Origin of the sequence: Dyadobacter chenwenxiniae (genome assembly GCF_022869785.1) — a bacterium.
GTDB classification, from domain to species: Bacteria; Bacteroidota; Bacteroidia; order Cytophagales; family Spirosomataceae; genus Dyadobacter; species Dyadobacter chenwenxiniae.
Window position 1 is genome coordinate 3,166,202 of sequence record NZ_CP094997.1, and the last position, 25,220, is coordinate 3,191,421.

A 25,220-nucleotide genomic window follows, 5' to 3' on the forward strand; every position below is an offset into this window, starting at 1 on the left:
GGGAAATGGATCAGAGAAATGCCAGTCTTGCCTGATAAGTTACTGTATCCAAAGCCTTGGTATAGAATTGGTAAAAACCGAAGCTTAATCAAATTTCATTAGCCATGTATATCATATTAGGAGCAACCGGACACGTCGGCTCGGCGGTCGCGGAAACATTATTAACTAAGGGTGAACGGGTTACAGTCGTAACCAGAGACCCCGCAAAATCAGATCAATGGAAACAGAAAGGCGCGGAAGTTGCGGTGGCTGACGTCCATGATGTGAAAAGATTGCGCCAAATTTTTCAGACCGGAAAGCGGCTATTTCTCCTTAACCCACCCGCTTCGCCTGATACAGATACGGTTGCCGAAGAGAAGAAAAGCCTGGCCAGCATTATGGCCGCTGTGGAAGGTTCTGACTTTGAAAAAATCGTGGCGCAATCCACATACGGAGCACATGACGGTGAGGGTGTGGGCGATCTGGGCGTGCTGTATGAATTGGAACAGAAACTTTCCGAAAGCCGGATCCCGTTCAGCGTCGTCAGAGGCGCGTATTATATGAGCAATTAGGACTGGTTTTTACAAACGGCTGAAAAGGAGGGCAAGATTTATTCACTTTATCCCGCCGATTTTAAGCTCCCGATGATCGCTCCGCAAGATCTGGGTCAGTTTGCGGCACAACTGCTTACCGAGGCCGTCGAGAGGACCGGACTTTATTATGTGGAAGGCCCCGAGACATATGCTCCGGCCGATGTTGCGAACGCATTTGCGGAAACATTGGGAAAACCCGTTGAAACAGTGGTCATTCCCAGAACCGAATGGATTCCCTATCTTAGAAATTCCGGCTTTTCGCAAAAAGCAGCAGAAGCCATGGCCGCCATGACTGATGTGACCTTTGAAGAAAAATTTGAAGTAAGCGACTCCCCTTTTCGCGGAGACACTACCTTACGCGATTATGTTGCGGCGCTGGTCAGCGCGGAAGTCTGAACACATTCCAGGTCGCAAACTGAGTATTAGCAGAACAAAATGATTTCGATGTCGTCGCGGTATGTCCGGGGCGACATCTGCTTTTGATGTTAAATCAACTTTTTAACCTAACCAAAATGAAGAAAAGCATTTCGATCATCGCACTCGTTTTCACATGTTTCGCTTCGACGGTTGCATTTGGACAAGAAATGCTTTTAGGCTCTATCGAAAGGATTAAGGTGCATGGAAAGAGCCTGGAAGGCAATTTGGAGGGCAATACTGCCGATCCGGACGTTTCTGTTTATCTGCCGCCAAGCTATAAAAAAGATTCAAAACGACGCTATCCGGTCGTGTATTTACTGCATGGTTTCACCGACACGGATGCGCAATGGTATGGATTGGTAAAACACTGGATCAACATGCCTGCCATTGTCGATAAAGTCTTTGCAGAGGGTAAGTTGAATGAGATGATCATCGTTACCCCCAATGCCTACACGCGCAGCGGGGGAAGCTATTACTCCAACTCAATTACCGTCGGAAACTGGGAAGAATATGTTGCAAAAGAGCTGATCAGTTACATTGATCAGCATTACCGGACGATTGCAAAAGCTGCCAGCCGAGGGCTTGCCGGCCACTCTATGGGCGGATATGGCACCATACGCCTTGGTGAAAAATTCCCCGACGTGTTTTCAAGCATTTATGCGCTGAGTCCTTGCTGCATGGCGCCGGGCGGCAATCGCTCTCCCGAATCACTGGCCAAAATCGAGGCCATTAAGGATCCTGCCGAATTTAATAAGGCGGATTTCGGCACTAAGGTCGCTATCGCTTCGGCAGCTGCATGGTCCCCAAATCCGACAAAACCGCCATTTTTTACAGACCAGATCGTAGAAAATGGGCAAGTCCAAAAAATGACTGAGCTGAAATGGGCAGCCAACTCCGGTTTGGCGACCATTGATCAGTATATAGCCAATCTGAAACAGCTCAAAGGCATTGCATTTGACGCGGGAAATAAGGATCAGCCGATTGCGGCGAACATTAAGCTTTTACACGCATTGCTTGATAATTACAAAATTGAGCACACTTACGAGGAATATGACGGCGATCATTTGAATAAAATCGGAGAGCGGATTGAACACAAAATGCTGCCTTTCTTTTCAGGAAAGTTAGCAGGTAAATAGCGTGTCCGGAAAGTAAAACAGTGACTGGCTCGCCGTCCGGGAATGATTTTATCTGTGCATTGAAATCTTATTTTGATTATATGACAGATAGTAAACATTCCCTTTTTTTTGCAGGCAGCAGCGGCTTAATGTTGCCTGTGCCCAACAAACAATTTTATCCCGAGGAATTTAAGGACAAAAGCCGGCTGACATTTTATGCCTCCATGTTTAATAGCATTGAGATCAACAGCTCGTTTTACAAGGTTCCGCTCGCATCAACAGTCAGGAACTGGGCTACGCAAGTGCCGGACGACTTCAAATTTACATTCAAACTCTGGAGGGACATTTCGCATAACAAGGGTTTGGTTTTCAACGCGGAAGATGTGCATCGGTTTGTAAAGGTGATCGACCATATTGGTGACAAAAAAGGCGCACTGCTCGTCCAGTTCCCTCCCAGTCTTAAAGTCATCATGCGTCCACAACTTGAAAACCTGCTCGTCGCCATTTCCGAAGCAGACCCGCAAAGGCATTGGAATGTGGCTTTGGAGTTTCGCCACAATTCCTGGTATGAAGAAGATATTTTTGAAATGATCGACCATTTCGGTTTTGAAATCGTGGCGCATGACAAGCCAGGTTCCGCCCCCGGCTTACCAGTTTCCGACACGGCATTCAAATACCTGCGTTTTCATGGACCAAAAGGCGATTACCGTGGCACTTACGAGGACGACTTTTTGTACGAAACTGCGGAGCAAATTCAGGACTGGCTAGCAGACGGTAAAATAGTATACGCCTATTTCAACAACACAATGGGCGAGGCAATTAAAAATATGAACCTGCTCAATGCAATTGTCAATCCGGTTGAGTAATGTTTTTTTGTATCAAATGGCATCCAAACCCGCGATTTCCACCTTGTATTTTTCGGGTAATATCAAGCCGCGAACCAGCTTATGGAGGTGCAGGATGCGTGTGAATTTATAAGTTGGGAGGATTAAGGTCAGCGCAGACCATCTTCGCAGCGCCAGGAGTTCTCTGACTTGTCTGGGCACAATCTGCACCTGCACTTCTCTGAGCATCAGATAACGCGGCGATCCGAGGTGTTTTTTATATTGTTTGTATAAATCAACTGAAAAAGAGCTTTTGACAAAATTGTCATCGAGCTGCTTATTCCTCATTTCCAGCCAGCTATTGTAATTTTCAGGCAAGCCACGAATTCCCATTCTTGCTCCTACCTGTTGAAAAACCTCAAAAACCTCTGTTCTTTCGTTCGCCGTCAATTTTCTTTCCAGTAATTCAAAAGAGCGGATTGAGTAATCGATTAACATAAACAACACATCCCGATATGCCCAGTCCGGGATTTGAGCGCCCCGCTTATGTTCCACTTCCCGGTGTATGGCGCTGATCTGGTCGATTGCCTTTAATGCTGCCTGATGTTCGGAGAATACGATTCGCCTCGCGTACGATACTGTCGAAAAGAGCCGTCCCAGCGGATCAGCAGGCAGTTTACCAGTGAAATACAGCCAATCTACCGATTTATTTACAGCGAACTCAGCCGAGGCCCCCGCGAAAATGAATAAGATCGTATCCGCCTTTCCCCAAATCTCCCGCACAACCGAACCTTCCTTGACGAACCATTTCATAATGTTATGGCTAAACAGCCATTTTTGTATTTATAACCAGATAGTATTCCGAAATGTAAACTGAGCACCAAAATAATAAAAGTACTTTGAAATACAAAGTAAACAATCAAACATAAAAGATCCAAACCTATCGATGAATAATATGAATCATTGAAATGAATTTAAATCAACCCTGCTTGGTGCGGTGAAGAAAATAGGTGCTTGAAAGCGTATTATTTCCTCCCCAGGAACCTGGACAAGATATTTCTCGCAATGTCAAGCAATGCTTTGAATGTGTTGGGCTTTACAATAAATTCGTTTGCTCCCGCTGCCAGAGCCTTCTTTTTTAACTCCGGATTGCTAGACGTGGACATCATAACCGCCGGCAGATCTTCAAGGCCCGGCTCTGATCTGATTTCTTTAATAGCCTCAATGCCATTCATTTTGGGCATGTTCATATCCACCAGCACGACGGATTCCGAAAGGTCGGCGGACTGTTTTACGTTTTCCAGTAATTCCTTTCCGTTCTCCGCTTCGATAACCGTCAAATTAGGATTGGCCTCCTGTAAAGCGTCCTTAATGAGCATTCTATCATCCTCATCATCATCTGCGAGGTGCACTGTCTGTCCTTCTTCCATTTGCGATCACTGCTTGAAGAACAAATATATCAATGATTACCGTCTAAGACAATACGTTGTCCGGAATACCAAATTCGCCTACGAATGCAGCGACTTCGTCCGGAGTGACAATAATGTTTTTTCCTTTCACTGTTTTGATCAAAACGGCATTATTTCTCCTGGTGGCGTACCAGGTCATGCTTCCGATTTTTGGATTATAAAATTTACCAAAATATCCGAAAAGCCCTCCCACCCCAAATGTTCGAAGGCTCCACCGTAACCTGTCGCTTTCGACCGCCTCCACTGTGGCGATATCGCTGCGCTGGATAACGACTTCATTCAGCGGTCTCCGAATGATCAGCTTGTCGGCGGTGATCCGATAATCCACCGGCCTGAAAGCGTACGTTATCCCGTAGCTGAGAATCAGAATGGCTCCTATCACATAAGTGGAACCCTGCGAAAGGTCGCTTTCATTGATAAAAATATTCAGAAAAATGCCTGTGTATAAGACCGTAACGCCCGCTGTAACGATTTTAGTCAGGGTATCCCAGGAAGTTTTGTAAATCATATGGCGAAGGGCTGGTGTGATGTTAATATACCGATTAAAATTAAGTGTGGCAATCTATTTGTCCCAACCCCCCCCTTCAATTGTCCCTACTACGGACGATTTAGCATTTGCCGGCATGGTACTTTTGGATCCGGATTATCATTAGTAACCTTTTCAACCTCATTTTTTAGTCATGGCCAAAATAAACACTTACCTTAATTTCGATGGAAAATCGGAAGAGGCTTTCAATTTTTACAAATCCGTTTTTGGAGGAGAGTTCCTGTCTGTCCATCGCATGTCGGATATGCCTGGCGCTGAACAACTTGCCGAAGATGAAAAAGGCCGCTTGATGCACATTTCGCTTCCGATTGGAAAGGACGATGTGCTCATGGCTTCCGATATAGTGCCTTCCATGGGACATAAGCTGAGCATTGGTAACCACGCTTACATTTCTGTTTTTACAGATAGCAGAGAAGAAGCAGACCGCCTTTTTGCAGGATTATCCGCAGGCGGTGAAATCGAAATGGCCATGGAAGACACCTTCTGGGGCGATTACTTCGGCAGTTTCCATGACCAGTTCGGGATCGGCTGGATGGTTAACTATCCGCAACAGCAACATAACTGATATTAGCTTTGAAGGTCCTCTTTAAACCGGGAGGACCTTCGCATCTTTAAAATTCAATTACAGCCCTTGTTTCATTCCCCGCAATGATTTCCCCGATGGTCGCGGCCATGTCGGCCGGGCTGATCCACTTCGAAAAATCTGCTTCTGGCATGGCTTTACGGTTTGCCGTGGTATCGATGATGCCGGGAAGCAGGATGTGGGATGTGGTTCCCGCGCTTTTTTCGCTTTCGTTAATCAGTTCTGAAAAATTGTAAAGGAGCTGCTTGGATAAGGAGTATGCCAAACTGCTGGCTGCTGCCTGGGGATTCATGGCCGCTTTTGCACCAACGAAAATCAGTTTACCGCCACCCGCTGTTTTGTAATGCGTAATCAGTTTCTGCGCAACAGTGAATGCAGTGGCAAAATTTATGCTGATCATCCTGGAAATGTCGTCCATAGAAGTTTCTGCCAGCTTTCCTGGCTCAAAACCGCCTGCCAGAAATACACCGGCATTCACCGTAACGTTTTCCGAAACAATTTTCGCTAGTAATCTCTCCGCCTGCTCATTATCAGCAATATCGGTTGGATAGTACGAAACATTTTCCGCATTATCCGCAACATCACTTCTTACTGCAAGATGCAGATGATAGCCGTGATCAGATAATGTTTTTACGACAGTCTGACCTAAATTTCCCGTGCCTCCGGTGATGAGAATGTTTTTCATACAGCAAATCTACCATCCAGATCTCAATCATCAAAAGCTATTCAGCCCTTAAACTCTGCACGGGATTTTGCAAGGCGGCCTTAATGCTTTGAAAACTTACCGTAAGCAATGCGACAATGACAGAAAGTGAGCCTGCAAGCACAAACATCCACCATTCAAGTTTTGTTTGATAAGCAAAATTCTGCAACCATAATTTCATAATATAGCCGCCTGCCGGCGCAGCGATGAGGATTGAGATTGCCACCAATTTTAAGAAATCCGTTGAAAGCAGCGCGATAACGCTTGTTACCGAAGCGCCCAGCACTTTTCTCACACCAATTTCCTTCGTCCGTTTTTCGGCAGTGAATGTGGCCAGGCCAAAAAGTCCCATGCACGCAATGAAAATTGCTATGCCCGAAAATGATAAGAACATGCTGCCTTTACGCTCGTCGGCCTGGTATTGTTTGGCAAACGTCTGATCCATAAATGCGTATTCGAAAGGCTGTCCCGGATTTATTTTTTCAAAAACATTTTGCACATATTCCAAAGCCGCCCGTGTGTCGTGTCCCGACACACGAATATATAAGTTACCACGATTATGCTTTTTTAAAACCAGAACCAACGGCTCGATCTGGTTGTGCAGCGACCGCAGGTGAAAGTCGCTGATAACGCCCGTAATCGGCACGCGTTTGGTGTCCACCTCAATCATTCCGGCTGTCCTGCCCTTCCAACCTAACCGTTTGATCATCGCCTGGTTCACAACCACGGAGAACGAAGAATCACTCGCAATGTTCCGGGAAAAACCTGTTCCGTCTTTCACCTTTATTTTCATTACATCCAGAAAATCAGCATCCACATGGAAGTATTCGGTCCCGATTGGGATCTCAGCGCCCTTTGCATAGAAAGTGAAAGTCGTTTTATTATTCAAACCGTCACCCACATTGCCATCCGCCAGACTCACCTTTTTGATCAGCGGATTTGCGAGCAACCTGTTTTTCAAAACTTCGGCGGATTTCTGTGCGGCAGGGCCTTTCAACGATAATGTTATAACCTGTTGCTGATCAAAACCCAGGTCGGAGCTGCGCATATATTCCAATTGCCTGTACACGACAATTGTCCCCAAAATCATCACAATGGAAATAGAAAATTGAAGCACAACCAGTGACTTGCGAAGCAGATGCCCGCTGCCGGAGTCAGACAATGCGCCTTTTAATACCAAAGCAGGTTTAAATTCAGACAAAACAAACGCGGGATACATTCCACTCAACAAGCCCGTCAATACCGCAAAACCGACCAGGAAGCCGATCATTTGCGCGTCAGCAAAATCGAAAGTCAGTGCCTTGTCCGCTATCGTATTGAATACAGGGAGCAATAAAATGATCAGCACAATGCTCAGTATCAGTGCCATGAACGACATCAGCATGGATTCGGTAAGGAATTGCCCCATCAGCTGGGACTTTTGCGAACCGACTGCTTTCCTGACTCCAATCTCTTTTCCCCGGCTCAACGACCTGGCTGTGGCCAGATTCACGTAATTGACAATTGCGATCAGTAATATAAATAGCGCAATGGTCGTAAAAGTGTAAACGTAGGTCATCGAACTGCCATTTTCTTCTCCCAGTAAATGAGAAGATTTTAAATGAATGTCGGTCAAAGGTTGCAATGCGATATTAAAATCCACTTTTGTTGCTGTCTCATCGCCAATGACCTTGGCAATGTACTTCTTATAAAAGGCGGGCATTTTGGCTTCAAAATCCTGGACGTTCGCCTGGTGATCTAAAAGCAAATATGTCCAGGTCGTAAAACTGTCCCATTTGGCGAGGTTCATATCATTGACTTGCCTGTTTTGGTAAGGCAACACCGCATCGAACTTCAAATGATGATTAGCCGGGACGTTTTGTATGACCGCCGAAATGGTCATTGGAATGCTGTCTTTCACAATTACAACCTTTCCGATCAGGCCGGACGTTCTGCCAAATAATTTAAGCGCCAGTTTTTCCGTCAGTACAACACTATTCTGGCTTGTGAGTGCACCTTGACCATTGCCCTCAGTGAATTTGTATTCAAAAAAATTGAACATAGACGGATCAGCGAACACGACTTGCTTCACATAGGCCGCCTTCTCGCCGACCCGGAAAGTCAGGTCCTTCGGTTTTACCCTCAGCATGTCCTCAACCTCAGCGTAATCCTGTTTCATCGTCGGCCCGAAAGGCGCTGCCGAATGACCCATATTATATTCATTGTCCGCCCATTTTACATTTAAATTAAGCCTGTAAATATCGCTGGCTTTTGCGTGATAATGGTCAAAACTAAGCTCGTCATGGACATACAGCCCCAGCAGCACAGCACAAGTCATACCGGTCGCCAGGCCGCAAAGGATCAGCAGGCTGTAAGTCTTACTTCTAACAAGGTTACGCCAGGCGATTTTGAAGTAGTTCTGCAACATATAAGAAACATTTATCAGTTGTTGCCAGATTTTAAAAAACAATTATACCATCATCCAAACAGGCCATAACAGCTCAAAAACGAGCCTATTGCTTCATTTCCATGTTCAATTGCGAACAGCTTTGTCCGGTAACACAGATTATGCGTTGCCAGACAAGCTCACGCATATTATTAATTACTTTTGCCACCTCAAAACGCTCCTTTCTCATGATAATCAAGATTTTGTGGACCTTAATTGGTCTTAATGCTGCCACATTTGTGATAGTGTTCATTTACTTTTTAATCAGCACGGATGGAAGGAATGTGGATACCATGGAAAAGGGCTGGATGACGATTCTGGCGATCCTTGGCATAGTAATCATTCTTCTGGCAGCCATTCCTTTATACATGAGCCAGTCCCGGTTCAGCATGATCCTATCCGCATTTTTCGCTGTACTCCCGCTGGTGATCGCCCTATCGTTCTGGATTTCCAACCATATGCCTTCGTTCGGCAAGAAAGAAACATTGGCAGAGGTCTATTTCAAGGACAAAGTGCAGCGACAGATCGCGGGTGCTATTGAAGTTTCTGATACGGTAATGCTGCCCATTTATATCAAAGGGCAAAATGTGAACATTCAGGGCAATCGCGTCTGGGATGCGGATGGGCTCAATTATCTTCAATTCGCAATAAGGATGCGCAGTCATCGCAATGCTGTTTTTACGGAAAAGGCAAATCTTGCCATCATCAAAATGCTGATCGACGCAGGTTCTTCCACCACCAGGGCGCTTGCCGAAGGCATTGCAGATCTCCCGGTTGAGACCATTGCAGCATTGCTGGATGCCGGAGCGGATCCAAACACCCATGGATTTGTGAGCCGCGACCCGCTTTTGTTTGCGGCCATCCGTCCGTCAAAGCGGGAAACGGATATCGCAATTCTGCTGGCAAAACGGGGAGCCGATGTGAACGCAAAAAACAGCGAGAACATCACGCCGCTGATGGCAGCGGCAAACAATGCCGGAACAAGCAAAAACTGGGCGGAGACGTGGCGTTTTGTGCTCTATTTATTGAAAGATGCGAAAGCGGACTATCATTACAAACGCTTCGACGGAGTGAGTTTAACTACTACAATAGCCGCAATCAAAGCGCGGGCTATTGAAGAACATGTCATGATGTCTCCCGGTTTTATTGCGGTTGACGAATGGTTAATGCAACATCCGTAAATGTCCATCCTGAGGCTGGCTCAGTTTTTTTATTCTAATCATAAAAATTGATATAAAATGGCTGATATAAATAAAAACGAGACAGACGAGACAAAGAACTTGTCCGACCAAAATGAACAGATACAAGGGTCCAACACGGTAAAAGATCCGGATGAATGGACCACAGGCGATGAGCCAATGACCGGTGCCCAGCAGTCTTATCTCAAAACACTGTCGGACGAAGCCGGCGAAGAGTTCGATGCAACACTCAGCAAAGCCGAAGCTTCCAAAAGGATCGACGAGTTGCAGCATAAGACTGGTCGCGGCTTGAAATAAGACAAGCCTGTTTATATTTCCCCAATTATAATAAGCGGTCCGCATTCAGGGCAGCGTTATTATAGTTGGGGATTTTTGTTTTGCTTTTCTACTTTCCTTGCATGCAGCAGGCAAAATCCGGCCGCGCCGGCACTGAGCCGATTATCGAATTTTATATTTAAATTGGCGGTCCTTAACTTTTATACAAATCATGAAAAAATTAGTACAAGCCAGCCTTTTCGCACTTACATTGCTGACAAGTGCATTTGCAAACATTACCAAACCGAATCCAATCCAGCCAGCACCGTCTCCGCTCGAAGGCCGGTGGGACATTACAGTGGATATGGCTGGAAAAATGGCCCCTTCCTGGCTGGAAGTGCGCCATTCCGGAAACCATACGCTGATCGGGCAGTTCACAAGCGTCTCGGGAAGCGCGCGGCCTGTTTCCGAAGTGGTTTTCAAAGACGGTAAATTTAGTTTCGAAATTCCGCCGCAATGGGAAAAAGGCGATGGTAAATTCAAGCTCGAAGGCACACTCACGGGCGAGAAAATTGCAGGATCTGTGACCACGCCGGAAGGCAAAACTTTCTCTTACACCGGCGTGCGCGCACCATCATTACGCAGAACAGCAGCACCGGTCTGGGGCACACCCATCAAACTTACCGGCGGAAACGAGATCAAAGGATGGCATGCAATGGGTGAAAACCAGTGGATTGCTGAAAACGGCATTCTGCGCAGCCCAAAATCCGGTGCCAACCTCATTACAGACCAGAAATTTAACGACTTCAAACTGCATGTAGAATTCCGCATTCCAAAAGGAAGCAACAGCGGCGTGTATCTGAGAGGCCGTTACGAAGTGCAGGTTACCGACAGCAAGGGAATGGAGCCTTCCCTGGATCAACTGGGTGCCATTTATGGGTTTCTGGTTCCGAGCGAAATGATGGCCAAAGATCCGGGCGAATGGCAGTCGTTTGACATTACACTGGTTGGCCGGATGCTTACCCTGGTTACCAACGGCAAAACGGTGATCACCAATCAAGAAATTCCCGGCATTACCGGCGGTGCGCTGGACAGCAATGAAGGAGAGCCAGGCCCGCTTTACATCCAGGGCGACCATGGTCCGGTTGAATACAGAAACATTGTTATCACGCCTGCTAAATAAGATCCTGGCATCATTGCGGACGGGAGAGAACAAAAAATGGCCGGGAAATTCCCGGCCATTTTAATTAACACACACTGTTATGACTTTTACGTCACTACGTTTAGACGCGGGTAAAGGCACCTGGTCACTCGATTATTAGTTAGGTTTGAAAAACTTTCCATGAACAACTGAATATGCCATTTATGGCCGCTTCTTCGTCTAATCTTTAAAAAAATATCTTCCCTGAAAGTCAGGGAAGATATCTGCATTATTTACTCAACGTTCCTCTATTACTTAACCTTTAAACTTGCCCGCCAGATTGAAGAAATCTGACGAGTTGCCTAAGCCTTGGTTCAGAATATTAATCAAATATGGCGCGGGGAGGTCGAAGGAACCAAATGCGATGATTCTTCGGTCGACCTCAATGAATTTACGGAAAATTATGGCCTATAATGGCAAAAATTCTGTACAGGTTGTTATATTTAAAGGTTAATTTTAATTAATTCTATTCCGACTTAAATTCTTGACTAATGAACCGTAGAGAAGCTGTTCAAAAAATAACTTTCCTGCTCGGAGGCACGATCTCCGCCCCGTTGATGGCAGGCGTCATGGGGGAAAAACTAAACTTCGGTCCCTCACTTGATATTTCTGCCGACCAGGAGGCGCTTTTGGCGGATGTTGCAGACGTCATCATTCCAACCACGGGAACACCGGGCGCGAAAGCAGCGGGTGCAGATAAATTCATCACCCGCATCATGCGCGACTGCTACGAAATGGCGGATCAGAAAAAATTCTATGCAGGACTGGAAAAAGTCGACGCCCAGAGCAAGGAAGTGTACGGAAAAGGTTTTTTGGCACTGGATGCAACACAGAAAAACGACATCATCAAACGTACGACGGTTTCGGACAAGCCATTCTTTCTGCAAATGAAGGGCTTGACTGTTACGGGATATTTTACGTCGGAAGTTGGTGCTACACAGGCACTCGATTATTTGCCTATTCCCGGAAGATTTGATGGCAGCTGGCCTATGCCAAAAGGCCAGAAAAGCTGGGCACTTTAACACGAACTATCCCTGACCAAAATCATAAATAATATCCTTATAATGGCGAATTTAAATATTGACGCATTAAAAGAAGTTACCTACGACGCAATCGTGATCGGTTCCGGCGTATCGGGCGGCTGGGCGGCGAAAGAGCTTACAGAAAAAGGACTGAAAGTGCTGATGCTTGAAAAAGGCAAAAACCTGGAACACGTTACCGGCTACGAAAACGCTCTGAAAGCTCCCTGGGAAACACAGTACAATGGCCGATTGACCGTAAAACAGAAAGAAACACACCCGTTCCTGTCCCGGGACTATCCGTATAATGAGATGACGGAAAAGTATTGGATGAACGACATGGATTCTCCATATGAAGAAAAGAAAAGATTTGACTGGTTCCGTCCCAACATTGTAGGTGGAAAGTCGATCATGTGGGGCCGCCAGTCTTATAGATTGAGCGACATTGACTTTGAAGCAAATTTGAAGGATGGTGTCGCCGTTGACTGGCCGATCCGCTATAAAGACATTGCGCCGTGGTATTCTTATGTTGAAAAACATGTAGGGATTTCGGGTGAAAAACTGGGGCTTCCTCAATTGCCCGACAGCGATTTCATTCCTCCTATGGACATGTATTTTGTTGAAAAAGAGGTTAGAAAAAGACTGGAAAAGCAGTTCCCTGGCCGCAACATGACCATTGGCCGCGTAGCGAACCTTTCGCAGCCGACCAAAATCCAGCTTGAAGGGGGCCGTTCTCCATGCCAGTATCGCAACAGATGCTCCCTGGGTTGCCCGTATGGCGCATATTTCAGCACGCAGTCGAGCACATTACCGCCCGCAGTGAAAACGGGCTTGCTCACTTTGCGTCCGGACTCGGTGGTGCGGGAAATTATGTACGATGCCAAATCGAGCAAAGCCACGGGTGTTCGCGTTGTGGATTCGGTAACATTGCAGGAAAAGGAATATTTCGCAGGGCTGATCTTCGTTTGTGCCAGTGCGCTTGCGTCTACCGCATTGCTCCTTAACTCAACCTCCGACCGTTTCCCGAATGGAATGGGCAATGATTCCGGGGAGCTTGGACATAATTTGATGGACCACCATTTCAGAACAGGCGCGAGCGGAGTTTGGGAAGGTGATTTGGATAAATATTATTTCGGACGCCGTGCCAATGGCATTTACATTCCGCGTTACCGAAACATTGGTTCTGATAAGCGTGATTATCTGCGCGGATTTGGTTACCAGGGTGGCGGAGGCCGTCAGGGATGGCAGCGCAATGTTGCCGAACTTTCCTTCGGAGCCGACTTCAAAGAAGAGTTGACAACGCCAGGCAACTGGACAATGGGCTTCGGTGGCTTTGGCGAGACATTGCCTTACCACGAAAACTATATGTATCTCAACAAAGACAAGAAGGACAAATTTGGCATGCCAGCCGTTGTTTTCGACGCAGAACTACGGGAGAACGAAAAGAAAATGCGCGTCGATATGATGAATGATGCCGCTGAAATGCTTGAAAAATCTGGTCTTAAAAATGTAAAAACCCACGATAACGGATCTTATCTCGGAATGGCTATCCACGAAATGGGAACTGCCAGAATGGGCCGCGATCCAAAAACCTCGGTTTTGAATGGCAATAACCAGTTGCATTCTGTAAAAAATGTATTCGTTACGGATGGAGCAGCGATGACTTCGGCTTCCTGCGTGAACCCTTCATTGACTTACATGGCATTAACAGCGCGCGCAGTTGATTTTGCTGTAAAAGAATCGAAGAAGAAAAATATCTGATCGGTAACGTTAGACTTTCCAGGTTTTGAAAACCTGGAAAGTCTTTTCAAAGGATTTTAACCCCCACCTGCTTAAAAGCATCGAATTTCTCATCCGCCGCGTCCACTTCTGTGATAATGTAATCCAGATCTTCAATAGCACAAACCCGGTAAGTTTCATAAGTCTCCAATTTCTCAAAAGTGCTGAGCGCGACAGCGGTTCCGGAATGTTGTAACATGGCCTGCTTCAATTCCGCTTCTTCCAGAAAACTGGCCGTAACACCTCGCTGCGTATCGAGTGCACAAATGCCCATAAAATACAGGTCCGCCTGAAAATTCTTCACCATATTAATCGCTTGCAAGCCGACGATCGTTTCTGATTCTTTAAAATAAGTGCCCCCCAAAATGATCAGCTTAACATTCGCATAGGCAGATAATGCCGGAATAATCGCCGTGTTATTTGTTATAACGGTCAGTTTAATGTCCGTCGCAAGCAACGAAACCAATGTATACACAGAAGTCCCGCCATCCAAAAATATGGTCTGCCCGCTCTTGACCAAAGGCTGTGCTTTCAGAGCGATCACCTCCTTATCATCCCTTAAATAGCCGATCCGCTCTTTAAATGTCAGCGGATTGTGTGACCGCGGAATGGCGCCACCGCGAATTTTCATCAAAAGTCCGTTATTATTCAGCGCATCAATATCTCTGCGAATCGTATCTTCCGAAACATTAAGGTCTGTGCTCAGCTGCGCGAAGCCCACTTCCTGCTGCTCTTGCAACTTTCCCAGAATATAAGCGAATCTCTTTTCCTTGATCATCAGAAAATATTTTTTGCAATATTATGCAAATTTGCATAATATTGCAAACCCGTAATCAATCGTGTGAATTGCCTCATGGAAGAAAAGTCAAAAATCAGTGCGGCCAGAAGAGCCGTTTTACTCATTTTCCTGGTTTGCGGCATCGGCCTTTCCAGCTGGGCGCCCATGGTTCCCTTTGCCAAACTGTCGTTGGGACTCAGCGAGGCAGATCTGGGCGTTGTGCTTTTATCATTAGGTGCAGGGGCGATTCTGACGATGCCTGTTACCGGCGTTTTGATCAATAAGTACGGCAGCAGAAGGATCTCCCTGTTTTCTGCACTGATTATTGCCACATTGCTTCCGGTACTTTTACTTGCCAGAACGCCTTACGAACTCGCAGCAGCATTATTTTTCTTCGGCGCGGGCATTGGCTCTGTGGATGTTGCCATGAATGCGCAGGCTGTTTTGGTTCAGGAAAAACATGGGAGCCACATTATGTCGTCGTTCCATGGGATGTTCAGCGTGGGTGGTTTGCTCGGTTCAATCGGATTAGGTTTTTTGATCAAAGCAGGATTGTCACCGACTGTTGCTGCTGTAAGCATTTCAGCCTTGCTGGTAGTGATTACGGCAACGCAGTTCAAATATCTTCTTCCCCATTCCGAGGAGGCCAAAATTGACAGCGCCAGCTTCATCCTACCCAAAGGCCCGGTGCTGATACTGGGGCTCATGTGTTTTATTCTTTTCCTGGCAGAAGGTTCCCTGCTGGATTGGAGCGCTGTTTTTTTGCAATTTTCAAGAAACTTTGACCCTTCGCTTTCCGGCGTTGGTTATGCCGCCTTTTCGGTTGCAATGGCCATTATGCGACTCACCGGCGATGGCATTATCCACAAGCTGGGGCCTTCAAAAGTCGTCTTGTACGGAACGTTTCTGGCAGGAGCCGGCTTCCTCATCGCAGTGGCTTTGCCCTGGGCGCCTGCTGCATTGGTCGGGTTTGTGCTGGTTGGTCTGGGTGCCGCGAATGTTGTCCCCATCTTCTTTACAGCCGCCGGGCGCTTCCCGAATGTCCCTCCTTCCGTTTCGCTTCCTGCCGTAACAACATTAGGTTATGCAGGACAATTGGCGGGGCCTGCCCTCATCGGTTTCATTGCAGAATTTACATCTCTATCCATTGCATTGGGCTTTGTCGGTGTGCTGTTATTTGTTGTGGCGCTTACTTACAAACACAGGGATTGATTTTGGTAAAAAATCAAAAAGCTTCTCCTGTAAACAAATAAAATCCAGGCCCATCTTTGGTAAAACCAACGTCCAGCCTCAGGTAAATGTCTTTTCTGGGAAATAGCAAATAACGCAATCCCACACCACCCGACGGACGGATATGCTTAAACGTGAAGGCATTCAGTCTTGGCGCTACAACAGCAGTTCCGGCGAAAGCCACTGCTCCAAAGCGCTTGCTAAACCCGAAAGGCAACCACCGGTGCTCCACCTGGCCCGCAATCATATTTTTGTCGCGATAACGGCCGTAGTAATAACCCCTCATGATCATTTCCCCACCCATTAGCGCGAGCTGATTGAAAGGCACATTGCCGGAATAGAAATTCCCTAAAACCTGCCAGGCAAGCACATTACGCGCGCTTACGGGATGCGATGAGCGCACATCCACATTCACCCCCTGAAAATTATAATCGCTTCCCAGGCCTGAGCCATATTTCAAAAATGATATTTCTCCAAAAAACCCTTTGCGAACATTGAGCACATTGTGCCGGTTGTCATAAACCAGAGCCGCACCCAAACCAATGTTTCTAGTTCCATCACTGCCTAGCGGTTTATCATAGGTGTGGTTATCGGGCTGCTCAAAGTCTGTGTTGTACAGTTGCTGATAATCAATTTCAGGCCCTGCGAAAAAATTCGGTTTAATTTTCCTTAAAACTCTTTGCTTAAAAAGAATGTAATTGGCATCGATCAGCGCCGGGTCCTTCCCCACTGTCTCCGGGCCTATGCCGTAATACAGTAGCGGAAAACGCTGGAAACGTGTCCTGCCAAGAAAAAACCATTTATCCTTATCCCCATAAATCGCATTATCAAGCCAAATGCCATACTGCGCCTCCAAAGTGACAAACGTGAAAGCCTGCACTTCGCTTAACCGGTTGAGAGTGTCTTTGTTAGCCTGAAAAATAAGCAGGGAAGAAAGTCCGAATTCAAAGCTCGTTTCCGGCGAATATCCCAATGTGGGATAAATCCTGAAACTGGATTCGCCAGGGGCGGTCGTATCGGAAATAGTCTTTTGTACAAATCTCTTAAACCAGCCCTCCTGCGCCTGTACGTGGCAATTGGCCGCAATGATCATAACGGAAACAAGCAGCCAGGCTTTAATCTTCTTCAATTCATGTAACTTTTGATGAGAAAGCATTTACAAAGCATAAGATATAAAAACTGAGCCAAAATGAGGGATTCGATTAAGTAGATCACAAATAAAAGCCTGTTTTCCCTTTTTAAACGATTTGATCCCCATAATGAAAAAACTTGCGGCGCTTTTTTGGATAATATTTTTCACAACTCCTCTTTTTGCTCAAAAAACGCCGGTCGGCGAGCTTTGGTGGAAGCGTAACAATCTGCGCGTGATACAAATGAACCTGCCGTCCTACGAAGCCGCGACGATAAACGCTGATTCGATCGTTGCAGACTTGGTAACTTATTCCGCTAACACATTGCTTATCAATGCAGGCGGCATCATGGCTTTCTATCCTACCAAGCTGGATTTTCATTATATCAATCCTTTTATGCAGGAACGCGTGCTGGGGGATGTGATCAAAAAATGCCATCAGAACAACATTAAGGTCATCGTCCGCTTCGATTTCAGCCGCGTACACGAAAGCATCTATAAAGCGCATCCCGACTGGTGTTACATTTCTCCCAAGGGGGAACGGATCATCAACACAGACATGTATGTAGTGTCCATTAATGCGCCATATGTACAGGAAAAGGCATTTAAGATCATCGAAGAGGTCATTGATATGTTTCCGATCGACGGAATTTTCCTGAATATGCCGGGTTATCAGGTCAATAATCCCTATGAAGGAAAATATCATGGAATTGATCAAAATGAATTTGACAAGAAGGCGTTTTCCAAATATTCAAATGGGAAAGTGCTCCCTACGGAAGAAAATAAGGGGGACACGCTTTACCAAAAATATCTCGACTTCAAAAAACACACCGTTGAAGATTGGTCAGAGCGGCTGCATAAGTTGGTAAAATCCAGAAATGAACAGATTGCCATCTGCACATACTCGGACAAATTCGTCGACATTATCCGGCATGAATCGCAAAGTATGACCACCCTGCCCTATTGGCCTTACACTGCTTCTGATAATGTGGCTAATGCGGTGAACTCTTTCCCGGATCACATTATCAGCAACGCCAGCATTCAGCAGATTTCTTTTCAATCGCGTTATAATGCGGTTGAACCTCAGGAAGTTCAAATCCGGCTTTATGAAAATATTGCCAATGGTTCGGGCCTCGATCTCAGCATGATGGGCGATATGCGGGGATATGAAGATGAGCGCAATTATGAGGTGATTAAGAAGGTTTATGCTTTCCATAAGAAGCATGAGCAATATTTTGGCAAATATAAATCGCTTGCTAAAATCGCGGTCATAGCACCCGGAGCTTGGCCCAATGGCGAGCCGATGCAAGAATATCGCGGAATCCAGCTTATGCTTCGCGAAGCACACATTCCTTTTGACATCATAGAAGACGGCCAGATCGGGAATCTGGCCGGGAAAGTGAAAGGTTACAAACTGATCATTCTTCCCGAAATCACCTATTTGAAACCCGAAGCCATTCAAGTGCTGAAAGATGCCAGTAAAGGAGGCACAAACCTCATCGCCACAAACCGTACCATGTTTGATAGTCCGGAGAGTTTACAGGAATTATTTGGGGCAAAAATTGAGAAAAAAGACAACGATGGGGTTGGAAATTACCTTGTTCCTGATAACAGAAGCATTTTTAAAAGTTTTCCGGGTCAGAAAATGCTGTTCTGGAAATTCAATCTGGGGCTCTATGACCTTTCCGGAGCAGATCAGAAGTTACTTCCGGTTTTGTCCAAAGGCCGCCCCGGCCCGCCAGAAATTATCGGAGGTCATGAACCCACTGGTTATTATGCCTTGGGAATCAAAAATCATGAAAAAAGCAAAGCACTTATTTTTCCTGTCAATCTCGGCAGGATCTATTATATGCACGGTTATCAGGAGCACAAGAATTTGCTTTTGGACGCAATTAATCATGTTCTGCCGGAGGCCAGCCAAGACATTCAAACCAATGCGCCGCAAAGAATTGAAGTTATTTTAAAGCAATTTGTGAAGAATAACGTCAGTAATAAAGAGAAGGTGAAAAGCGATGGTCTGATCCTGCATTTGGTCAATTTAACCGGGTTTAGCGGCAATACTTACTTTGAGCCGTTGCCGGTTTACAATCTGAATTTCAAGATCAAGTCAGAGAAAAAACCGGCGAGAATATTCTCATTAAGCAGCGGCAAACCGATCAGTTTTACATACCGTAATGCATTCATTAACTTTGAAATAAGCAAATTGGACGGATTTGACGGCATTGTGATGGAATATCAACCTTAGAATAAACCATTTACGCCAAAGAATAACATAACATGGAATTTGTATTTGATTTATGAAGCTTAGCTGGAAAAACGCTAAACTTTTTCACAATGAAATACATTTTCGTAACCCTGTTGTTGATTATCATCATTTGGGTTTGTTCAAAGTTTGTTGGCTGTTCTTTTAAAAAGGGCGTCTTCAAGCCTGGCCTCATAACGCCGACGGGCTATCATGTCAGAGATCACAGGGTTTATTATTATGGTGGATTGATGAACGCTTCTATCACGGAACTGGCAGAGGTTGACGCGTCGTCTTTTGAAGTGGTACGCCTGGACTATGATATGCCTGGAAGAGTAAGTGAATCAAATTTCGCACGGGACAAAGAACATGTATACTGGAAGGGCCACATTATTCCCGGTGCCGATCCTGCTTCATTTGAGGCTTATAATTCGCTAAGAGGCAGGGACAAAAATTATATATATGATAGGGTTCGAGCGTTTTCAGATGATCCGGATCACTACAAACATTTGATTGGGGACTTGTACTTAGACACAAAACACATTTACCGCGGGACGGTAATGATCTCCGATGAGCCTCAAAACCTTAAATTTACAGTGCGTGCAGATTCTAATTCGATGACCTATTTAGCGGATAGTAAAGGTGTTTTTGCCAGTAATGGAATGCGCATGGAAGGGGTGGATGCATTAACTTTCAAGCCGTTGCCAGGTGTATATTGTGCAGATCAAAATCATGTTTATGTGTTTGATAACCTCGTGTTAAAGACGATTGAAGGTGCTGATCCTGCCAGTTTCAAATTGCTTGGTGGACAATACGCTATTGATGAAAATCGTGCTTACTGGCATTATACTGCAATTTCTGATTCAGATTCAGATAGTTTTAAACGAATAAACGATATGTATGCCAAAGACAGCAAACGTGCATATTTCAGAGAAAAGCCCATATCTGGTTCTGATCCGCAAACTTTCAATGCCTTACCTGGTCAAGTGAGTTGCTCGTACGATAAAAACCACGTGTATTCAGGAAGTAAAATTATTCCAAATGTTAATCCAGACGATTTGCCAAAGGACAAAAAATGCAAATTTTGTAATGAGGAGCGAATCGTTTTTGACGAATAAAACATTTTCCCCGTTGAACCAATAATAATCACAATGGAGCAAAAAGCAATTCCAACGTTATACGAATGGGCAGGAGGAATGCCTGTTTTTGAAAAGTTAACAGATCTTTTTTACACAAAAGTGCTGGCTGATCCGTTGCTTGAACCGGTTTTCAAACACATGTCAAAAGAGCATCAGCTGCATGTGGCGCATTTTATTGCAGAGGTTTTCGGCGGTCCCGAAATGTACAGCAAGCAGGAAGGGAGCCATTTTAAAATGATCCAGAAGCATTTGTCCAAACACCTCACCGAAGCGCACAGAAAACGCTGGGTTGCCCTGCTTTTGGAAACGTCCGACGAAATGAACCTTCCGGACGATCCTGAATTCCGATCCGCTTTTGTAGCCTACATTGAATGGGGCACGCGCATCGCCGTACTCAATTCCAATGTTGATGATCTTAAAATGAACCCCGACGAACCCATGCCGAAATGGGGCTGGGGAGTGCCAGGTGGCCCCTTTGTTGAATAACTCCCTCAAATACCGGCTATAACATCCTGCCAACGCGCAGCCGAGACGCACCGTGTTATAATTTGGGCGCCTCCGGCTTGTTTGGAATATCCCAACCATTAGCGCCTTTGACATTCAGCTTCCGCCGGTAAATTTTTTCGTTCGCAGTGACGTAAATTGTGTCAAAATCTTTACCGCCAAATGCCATGTTTGATACTGAACCGTTTGGCGTTGGTAATATCGCATTCACACGCCCTGTTTGATCTAAAACCTGGATTCCTGCGCGTGTAGCCACATATATGCGTCCTTCCCGGTCGCAGGTAAGGCCATCTGCCCATGCATTTTCATCGTTGTCGCGGACGTGCAGCCAGCCGAATTTCTGCTTGTGGCTTAATGTTCCGTCCGGCAGAACCTGAAATGACCAAACCCAGTGTGAAGCTGATTCGGTTGCATACAGCAATGTTTGATCGGGCGATAAGGCAACGCCATTGGCGAATAATAAGCCTTTGTCGACGACAATTTTCTCTCCATTGGGTCTGATCAAATAAATGGTGCTCGGTTTCTCCCGGCCATCCGGTGCAGTAACATAAACATTGCCATTGTAGGCAACGGTTAAGTCGTTCCCGGCAATATCCCTCGCTATTTCTTGTTTGTTATTTTTCGCGTCATAACGAACTATGGACAAGCTTTTTTTTGCCACTTCGTATCGGTTCCCACTCTTGTCGAACTCCGCTCCGCTGGCGTTTTCCGAGTCTTCATTGATGGTAGCAACCTTTCCGTCGGGCCCGATCTTGTATGTTTTGGAATTAGGAATATCCTGATAGAAAATTTCCCCGGACTGGTTTGCCGCAATGCCTTCTGTAAATTTATAGCCTTCCGAAACCTGCTCCCACTCCTGTCCTGGAATCAACAAAGCACTTAACATTTGATTTTGAGAAGTTCCAGCTTTAACGGGTTTGGGCCAGTCTTTCCATAGAAACCGCATGGCCTCGGGAAATAATGCTGTTCCGTGCTTGCCATTGTGGCCGCCTTCGCCCCACTGATGTTTCACCTCATATCCTGCAAATGTTAATGCCCGGAGCATGGTTTGATTGGCCATCCACCAGTCGCCCGCATAAATGTTGAGATCGTTGGCCCCATCCTGCAAAAAGATCCGGACGGGCTTTGGTTCATACTTCCTGACCAAAGTGTGATAGCGGTCGGCGCCACGCAGGCCTACATACGTTCCAATGGCGCTGTAAACGCGGGTAAATGCATCCGGACGCTCCCATGCTGCCGTGAATGCACAAACTGCCCCGCTGCTCGATCCGCCTATGGCGCGGTCATTGCCGTTTTTGGAGAGGCGGATCGGACGTCCGTCGCTGGTTTTTTGCCTCTCCACCTCCGGCAAAATCTCATCCAGGATAAATCTTGCATAAGCATCCCCCAAACCATCATATTCAAAACTCCTGTTAAACCGATCGTTCGCTTCGTTCCCATTGGCTGCCCTGACTTTTCCATGCATTACAAAAACGCCGATCGTAACAGGCATTTCCCCCTTATAGATCAGATTATCAAACACAACAGGCGCTTTCCATTGAATTCCGTCCTGATTGATGTAAACACAGGCCGGCCTGTCGGGCTTGTATTGCGCGGGGACATACACCCAGTATTCCCGCCAGGTTCCGGGGAAAATCTTTGAATTTTCAAATGTGAATTTCAAAACCTCCCCTTTGGGCACGCCAGCCTGCTCTTCCGAAGCCGGATCAACGGGATAATTTTCAGAAGGCGCTTGTGCGAAAATGATTTTAGTTGATATACAAAAAATGAAAGCAAATGTGCGTACAATGTGCATTTGGGAGTTGGGTTTAGATAAAATTCAATGTCGATTATGATGAACAATGCTATAAATAGCTCAACCACCATTTCTTATTTCGCTCACGGTAATTGCCAAACCATCGGCAAGGAAAATAAAGCGCAAGGACGATTGTAATCCAGATCACATAGACCATTCCAAGATTGTAACCGAAATCGTTGGGACGAAATTTAAAGAAAAGCTCTGGCGCCGTGGCCTGCTCCCAAGTATAACCCGACGACAAAACGACGACCATTGTAAGCAGGTGAATGAGATAAAAATGCAGCATAAAATAGAAAAACGGCACTTTTCCATACACCGTAAAAAAGCGTGTCAGTTTCGTGTTGGTATGCTCGGTTAAGGCCAGTAAAATGAGGATCGGACCGAGTGTCATCAGTGTATAAATCAGCGATGGCGGATATTTGGACGCATTCATGAACGAAAAAAATGTCCTTAACCCTTCGGATTGCACGCTCCATGGGGCCTGGTCCCCATAGTAATTGACAAATCGCAGGATAAGGAACAGCACAATGGCTGCGATGCCCAATTGCAACAGCACTTTCCTCCGTTTTTGCTCAGAAAATGATCGGTTATAGATCATCCCAAGCCCGTATCCCGACATCATAATTCCTGCCCAGGGAAGGATAACATACAAGAACGCAATGTTCCCGCCGTCGCCTCTCGGCACAAAACGGCCCGCTCCGGTCAGAAAAATACCCAGAAAAATATCCAGTCCCGAGCCGGGCGCAGGTTTCAGAAGGTCGAATAAGCTATGGCCAAAAATCAAAACCAGTCCGGAAATCAAAATCGCCTTCGGAGAGAAAAAACGCACAAATACGCCTAAAACGAGCATGCTGGTTCCTAATGCCCAAAGCACCGCGAGAAAAATGGTTTTGAAGGTAATGTCAAATGAAAAGGCAAATGTCATGAATGTGAGCTCGACAACGATGAGCCACAAACCGCGTTTCAAAAGGAAAGAGGAAGTTTCAGCGGGGGTTTTATTTTGCCCTGATAAATAGGCCGAGATCCCGGAAAGCAGCATGAACGACGGCGCACAAAAATGTGTGATCCATCTTGTGAAAAATAATGCTGGATTCGTTGTGCCCGGATCGAGCGGGTCGGCGGAGAGTGCGGTAATGTGAAAATAATCCCGGACATGGTCCAATGCCATGATGACCATGATGAGTCCACGGACCGTGTCGATGGACTTTACGCGCAAGGAGATTCCGTTCGTTGACATGTAACCAATGTTTCCGATGAAAGTGATTTATTCACTAAGAAGCCACGGAAATTACTGGTTTACTGATCTATAACATTCAGAATCGCCTTGCTAAACGTATTTTACAAAAGTGCTGCACCAAAAACCCCTGCGCTGTCGCCCAGTTTGGGTTTCAAGATGGGAGTGGTTACCACGCCTTTGTTGAAGATGTACTTCTTGATTTTTTCAAAACCGGCGGTGTAGAGCAGCTCAACATTGCCAACGCCGCCCCCGATCACGATGAGCCCGGGATCAATCACATTAATCAATGTAGAAATGGCGCGGCCGTAAAATTCAAGTAGACGTTCAATGGTCGCTTTGGCAAATTCATCTTCGCCTTCATGATATCTTTCCAAAATTACCTTCATGGTCAGCTTTTCGCCGCTGGCCTTTTCGTAAAAGCGTTCCAGTGCCGGGCCGGAAATTACCTGCTCCACACAACCGGCTTTTCCGCAATAACAAGGCTCGCCGTTTTCTTCGAGAATGTTATGGCCCCATTCTCCGCCGATTCCGTGGTGCCCGGCGATAATTTTATTATTTACCACCAATCCGCCTCCTACACCCGTGCCCATGATCACGCCAAAAACGACTTCTGCTTTTGGATAATCTTTCCCGGCACCGATCAACGCTTCGGCCAGTGCGAAACAGTTGGCATCATTGGCAAGCTGAACCGGAATTCCGAGTATTTTTTCAAGATCTGCCTTTAATGGCATTCCGTTGAGGCAAATCGTATTGGAATTTTTCATCAACTGGGAGTCCGGTTCCAAAACACCGGGTGTGGCAAACCCTATTTTAGTCGGCTTCTCTCCTACTTGCTCCGCAACCTGATCGATCAGCTTTTTGATCTGCGACAATATATGCTCATATCCATTTGCCGACTCAGTCGGAAGGCGCATGCGTACAACCACTTCCAGGTTCCGGTTCGGATCCAGAACGGCACATTCTATTTTTGTTCCTCCTAAGTCTATTCCCCAGAGTTTCATAATTGTATGGCTGTCGGCGGATGGCTTTCAGCATTCATTTTTAGTATTTATAAT

Annotated in this window: 22 protein-coding genes and 1 pseudogene; 13 read left to right on the plus strand and 10 right to left on the minus strand. The window is 46.0% G+C overall.

Translation table 11 applies throughout. The features are described 5' to 3' along the window. The first annotated feature begins 104 nt into the window (after positions 1–104). From MUK70_RS31275 to MUK70_RS13535, 3 genes and pseudogenes are all read left to right on the plus strand, one after another. Positions 105–968: pseudogene (locus MUK70_RS31275) on the plus strand (NmrA family NAD(P)-binding protein). Positions 969–1,084: 116 nt separating this feature from the next. Next, on the plus strand, positions 1,085–2,125 hold the full coding sequence (locus tag MUK70_RS13530) for an alpha/beta hydrolase (RefSeq protein WP_234652910.1): 1,041 nt from the start codon (positions 1,085–1,087) through the stop codon (positions 2,123–2,125). A gap of 80 nt (positions 2,126–2,205) precedes the next feature. Further along, entirely contained in the window at positions 2,206–2,970 is a 765-nt protein-coding gene (locus tag MUK70_RS13535) for a DUF72 domain-containing protein (RefSeq protein WP_234608275.1), read from the plus strand. 12 nt (positions 2,971–2,982) lie between these two features. Here MUK70_RS13535 and MUK70_RS13540 read toward each other — a convergent pair whose 3' ends face one another. From MUK70_RS13540 to MUK70_RS13550, 3 genes are all read right to left on the minus strand, one after another. Continuing rightward, entirely contained in the window at positions 2,983–3,741 is a 759-nt protein-coding gene (locus tag MUK70_RS13540) for an oxygenase MpaB family protein (protein WP_234652912.1), read from the minus strand. 212 nt (positions 3,742–3,953) lie between these two features. Continuing rightward, the gene (locus MUK70_RS13545; protein ID WP_234608273.1) at positions 3,954–4,358 is read right to left on the minus strand and encodes a response regulator; all 405 of its coding nucleotides are present in this window, start codon (positions 4,356–4,358) and stop codon (positions 3,954–3,956) included. A 43-nt stretch (positions 4,359–4,401) separates the two neighbouring features. Continuing rightward, entirely contained in the window at positions 4,402–4,905 is a 504-nt protein-coding gene (locus tag MUK70_RS13550) for a PH domain-containing protein (protein ID WP_234652914.1), read from the minus strand. A 172-nt stretch (positions 4,906–5,077) separates the two neighbouring features. On the opposite strand from MUK70_RS13550, the gene MUK70_RS13555 reads away from it, so the two are divergent. Further along, positions 5,078–5,509, plus strand: a complete 432-nt coding sequence (locus tag MUK70_RS13555; protein WP_234608271.1) for a VOC family protein — start codon at positions 5,078–5,080, stop codon at positions 5,507–5,509. Positions 5,510–5,555: 46 nt separating this feature from the next. Here the strand turns inward: MUK70_RS13555 and MUK70_RS13560 are convergent, their stop codons facing one another. Together MUK70_RS13560 and MUK70_RS13565 are read right to left on the minus strand one after the other, a co-directional pair. Continuing rightward, positions 5,556–6,212, minus strand: a complete 657-nt coding sequence (locus tag MUK70_RS13560; RefSeq protein ID WP_234652916.1) for an SDR family NAD(P)-dependent oxidoreductase — start codon at positions 6,210–6,212, stop codon at positions 5,556–5,558. Positions 6,213–6,249: 37 nt separating this feature from the next. Continuing rightward, on the minus strand, positions 6,250–8,637 hold the full coding sequence (locus MUK70_RS13565; protein WP_234652918.1) for an ABC transporter permease: 2,388 nt from the start codon (positions 8,635–8,637) through the stop codon (positions 6,250–6,252). A 206-nt stretch (positions 8,638–8,843) separates the two neighbouring features. Here MUK70_RS13565 and MUK70_RS13570 point away from each other — a divergent pair, with 206 nt between their 5' ends. The 5 genes from MUK70_RS13570 (at position 8,844) to MUK70_RS13590 (ending at position 14,090) form a co-directional block, all read left to right on the plus strand. After that, the gene (locus MUK70_RS13570) at positions 8,844–9,836 is read left to right on the plus strand and encodes an ankyrin repeat domain-containing protein (RefSeq protein WP_234652921.1); all 993 of its coding nucleotides are present in this window, start codon (positions 8,844–8,846) and stop codon (positions 9,834–9,836) included. A gap of 57 nt (positions 9,837–9,893) precedes the next feature. After that, complete coding sequence (locus MUK70_RS13575; protein WP_234608267.1) at positions 9,894–10,151, plus strand: DUF3072 domain-containing protein; 258 nt, start codon at positions 9,894–9,896, stop codon at positions 10,149–10,151. Positions 10,152–10,341: 190 nt separating this feature from the next. Then, positions 10,342–11,292 carry a 3-keto-disaccharide hydrolase gene (locus MUK70_RS13580; RefSeq protein ID WP_234608266.1) on the plus strand — a complete coding sequence of 317 codons (951 nt, stop codon included), beginning with the start codon at positions 10,342–10,344 and terminating at the stop codon, positions 11,290–11,292. A 509-nt stretch (positions 11,293–11,801) separates the two neighbouring features. Further along, complete coding sequence (locus tag MUK70_RS13585; protein ID WP_234652923.1) at positions 11,802–12,332, plus strand: gluconate 2-dehydrogenase subunit 3 family protein; 531 nt, start codon at positions 11,802–11,804, stop codon at positions 12,330–12,332. Between the two features lie 42 nt (positions 12,333–12,374). Further along, a complete protein-coding gene (locus MUK70_RS13590) occupies positions 12,375–14,090 on the plus strand; it encodes a GMC oxidoreductase (protein ID WP_234608264.1) in 1,716 nt (571 codons plus the stop codon). Between the two features lie 46 nt (positions 14,091–14,136). Here MUK70_RS13590 and MUK70_RS13595 read toward each other — a convergent pair whose 3' ends face one another. Further along, the gene (locus tag MUK70_RS13595; protein ID WP_234652925.1) at positions 14,137–14,886 is read right to left on the minus strand and encodes a DeoR/GlpR family DNA-binding transcription regulator; all 750 of its coding nucleotides are present in this window, start codon (positions 14,884–14,886) and stop codon (positions 14,137–14,139) included. Between the two features lie 75 nt (positions 14,887–14,961). On the opposite strand from MUK70_RS13595, the gene MUK70_RS13600 reads away from it, so the two are divergent. Beyond that, on the plus strand, positions 14,962–16,098 hold the full coding sequence (locus MUK70_RS13600) for an MFS transporter (protein WP_234652927.1): 1,137 nt from the start codon (positions 14,962–14,964) through the stop codon (positions 16,096–16,098). Between the two features lie 13 nt (positions 16,099–16,111). Here MUK70_RS13600 and MUK70_RS13605 read toward each other — a convergent pair whose 3' ends face one another. After that, positions 16,112–17,245 (minus strand): BamA/TamA family outer membrane protein, encoded by a 1,134-nt coding sequence (locus MUK70_RS13605; protein ID WP_234652929.1) that lies wholly within the window; start codon positions 17,243–17,245, stop codon positions 16,112–16,114. Between the two features lie 130 nt (positions 17,246–17,375). On the opposite strand from MUK70_RS13605, the gene MUK70_RS13610 reads away from it, so the two are divergent. From MUK70_RS13610 to MUK70_RS13620, 3 genes are all read left to right on the plus strand, one after another. Next, positions 17,376–19,490 carry a family 10 glycosylhydrolase gene (locus MUK70_RS13610; RefSeq protein ID WP_234652931.1) on the plus strand — a complete coding sequence of 705 codons (2,115 nt, stop codon included), beginning with the start codon at positions 17,376–17,378 and terminating at the stop codon, positions 19,488–19,490. 89 nt (positions 19,491–19,579) lie between these two features. Then, positions 19,580–20,605, plus strand: coding sequence for a DKNYY domain-containing protein (locus tag MUK70_RS13615; RefSeq protein ID WP_234652933.1), 1,026 nt, complete (start codon positions 19,580–19,582; stop codon positions 20,603–20,605). A 33-nt stretch (positions 20,606–20,638) separates the two neighbouring features. After that, positions 20,639–21,112 (plus strand): group II truncated hemoglobin, encoded by a 474-nt coding sequence (locus tag MUK70_RS13620; protein WP_234652935.1) that lies wholly within the window; start codon positions 20,639–20,641, stop codon positions 21,110–21,112. 55 nt (positions 21,113–21,167) lie between these two features. Here the strand turns inward: MUK70_RS13620 and MUK70_RS13625 are convergent, their stop codons facing one another. From MUK70_RS13625 to MUK70_RS13635, 3 genes are all read right to left on the minus strand, one after another. After that, the gene (locus MUK70_RS13625) at positions 21,168–22,925 is read right to left on the minus strand and encodes an SMP-30/gluconolactonase/LRE family protein (RefSeq protein WP_234652937.1); all 1,758 of its coding nucleotides are present in this window, start codon (positions 22,923–22,925) and stop codon (positions 21,168–21,170) included. Between the two features lie 49 nt (positions 22,926–22,974). Then, positions 22,975–24,165: an acetyltransferase domain-containing protein gene (locus tag MUK70_RS13630; protein ID WP_234652939.1), complete on the minus strand. Its 1,191-nt coding sequence runs from the start codon at positions 24,163–24,165 to the stop codon at positions 22,975–22,977. Between the two features lie 101 nt (positions 24,166–24,266). Then, complete coding sequence (locus MUK70_RS13635; RefSeq protein ID WP_255713606.1) at positions 24,267–25,166, minus strand: ROK family protein; 900 nt, start codon at positions 25,164–25,166, stop codon at positions 24,267–24,269. Between the last annotated feature and the right edge of the window lie 54 nt (positions 25,167–25,220).

What these genes read in the sequence shown, in the direction of transcription:
- MUK70_RS13530 (WP_234652910.1), top strand. Translation starts at nt 1,085, where the DNA reads ATGAAGAAAAGCATTTCGATCATCGCACTCGTTTTCACATGTTTCGCT.
- MUK70_RS13535 (WP_234608275.1), top strand. Translation starts at nt 2,206, where the DNA reads ATGACAGATAGTAAACATTCCCTTTTTTTTGCAGGCAGCAGCGGCTTA.
- MUK70_RS13540 (WP_234652912.1), bottom strand. Translation starts at nt 3,741, where the DNA reads ATGAAATGGTTCGTCAAGGAAGGTTCGGTTGTGCGGGAGATTTGGGGA.
- MUK70_RS13545 (WP_234608273.1), bottom strand. Translation starts at nt 4,358, where the DNA reads ATGGAAGAAGGACAGACAGTGCACCTCGCAGATGATGATGAGGATGAT.
- MUK70_RS13550 (WP_234652914.1), bottom strand. Translation starts at nt 4,905, where the DNA reads ATGATTTACAAAACTTCCTGGGATACCCTGACTAAAATCGTTACAGCG.
- MUK70_RS13555 (WP_234608271.1), top strand. Translation starts at nt 5,078, where the DNA reads ATGGCCAAAATAAACACTTACCTTAATTTCGATGGAAAATCGGAAGAG.
- MUK70_RS13560 (WP_234652916.1), bottom strand. Translation starts at nt 6,212, where the DNA reads ATGAAAAACATTCTCATCACCGGAGGCACGGGAAATTTAGGTCAGACT.
- MUK70_RS13565 (WP_234652918.1), bottom strand. Translation starts at nt 8,637, where the DNA reads ATGTTGCAGAACTACTTCAAAATCGCCTGGCGTAACCTTGTTAGAAGT.
- MUK70_RS13570 (WP_234652921.1), top strand. Translation starts at nt 8,844, where the DNA reads ATGATAATCAAGATTTTGTGGACCTTAATTGGTCTTAATGCTGCCACA.
- MUK70_RS13575 (WP_234608267.1), top strand. Translation starts at nt 9,894, where the DNA reads ATGGCTGATATAAATAAAAACGAGACAGACGAGACAAAGAACTTGTCC.
- MUK70_RS13580 (WP_234608266.1), top strand. Translation starts at nt 10,342, where the DNA reads ATGAAAAAATTAGTACAAGCCAGCCTTTTCGCACTTACATTGCTGACA.
- MUK70_RS13585 (WP_234652923.1), top strand. Translation starts at nt 11,802, where the DNA reads ATGAACCGTAGAGAAGCTGTTCAAAAAATAACTTTCCTGCTCGGAGGC.
- MUK70_RS13590 (WP_234608264.1), top strand. Translation starts at nt 12,375, where the DNA reads ATGGCGAATTTAAATATTGACGCATTAAAAGAAGTTACCTACGACGCA.
- MUK70_RS13595 (WP_234652925.1), bottom strand. Translation starts at nt 14,886, where the DNA reads ATGATCAAGGAAAAGAGATTCGCTTATATTCTGGGAAAGTTGCAAGAG.
- MUK70_RS13600 (WP_234652927.1), top strand. Translation starts at nt 14,962, where the DNA reads ATGGAAGAAAAGTCAAAAATCAGTGCGGCCAGAAGAGCCGTTTTACTC.
- MUK70_RS13610 (WP_234652931.1), top strand. Translation starts at nt 17,376, where the DNA reads ATGAAAAAACTTGCGGCGCTTTTTTGGATAATATTTTTCACAACTCCT.
- MUK70_RS13615 (WP_234652933.1), top strand. Translation starts at nt 19,580, where the DNA reads ATGAAATACATTTTCGTAACCCTGTTGTTGATTATCATCATTTGGGTT.
- MUK70_RS13620 (WP_234652935.1), top strand. Translation starts at nt 20,639, where the DNA reads ATGGAGCAAAAAGCAATTCCAACGTTATACGAATGGGCAGGAGGAATG.
- MUK70_RS13625 (WP_234652937.1), bottom strand. Translation starts at nt 22,925, where the DNA reads ATGCACATTGTACGCACATTTGCTTTCATTTTTTGTATATCAACTAAA.
- MUK70_RS13630 (WP_234652939.1), bottom strand. Translation starts at nt 24,165, where the DNA reads ATGTCAACGAACGGAATCTCCTTGCGCGTAAAGTCCATCGACACGGTC.
- MUK70_RS13635 (WP_255713606.1), bottom strand. Translation starts at nt 25,166, where the DNA reads ATGAAACTCTGGGGAATAGACTTAGGAGGAACAAAAATAGAATGTGCC.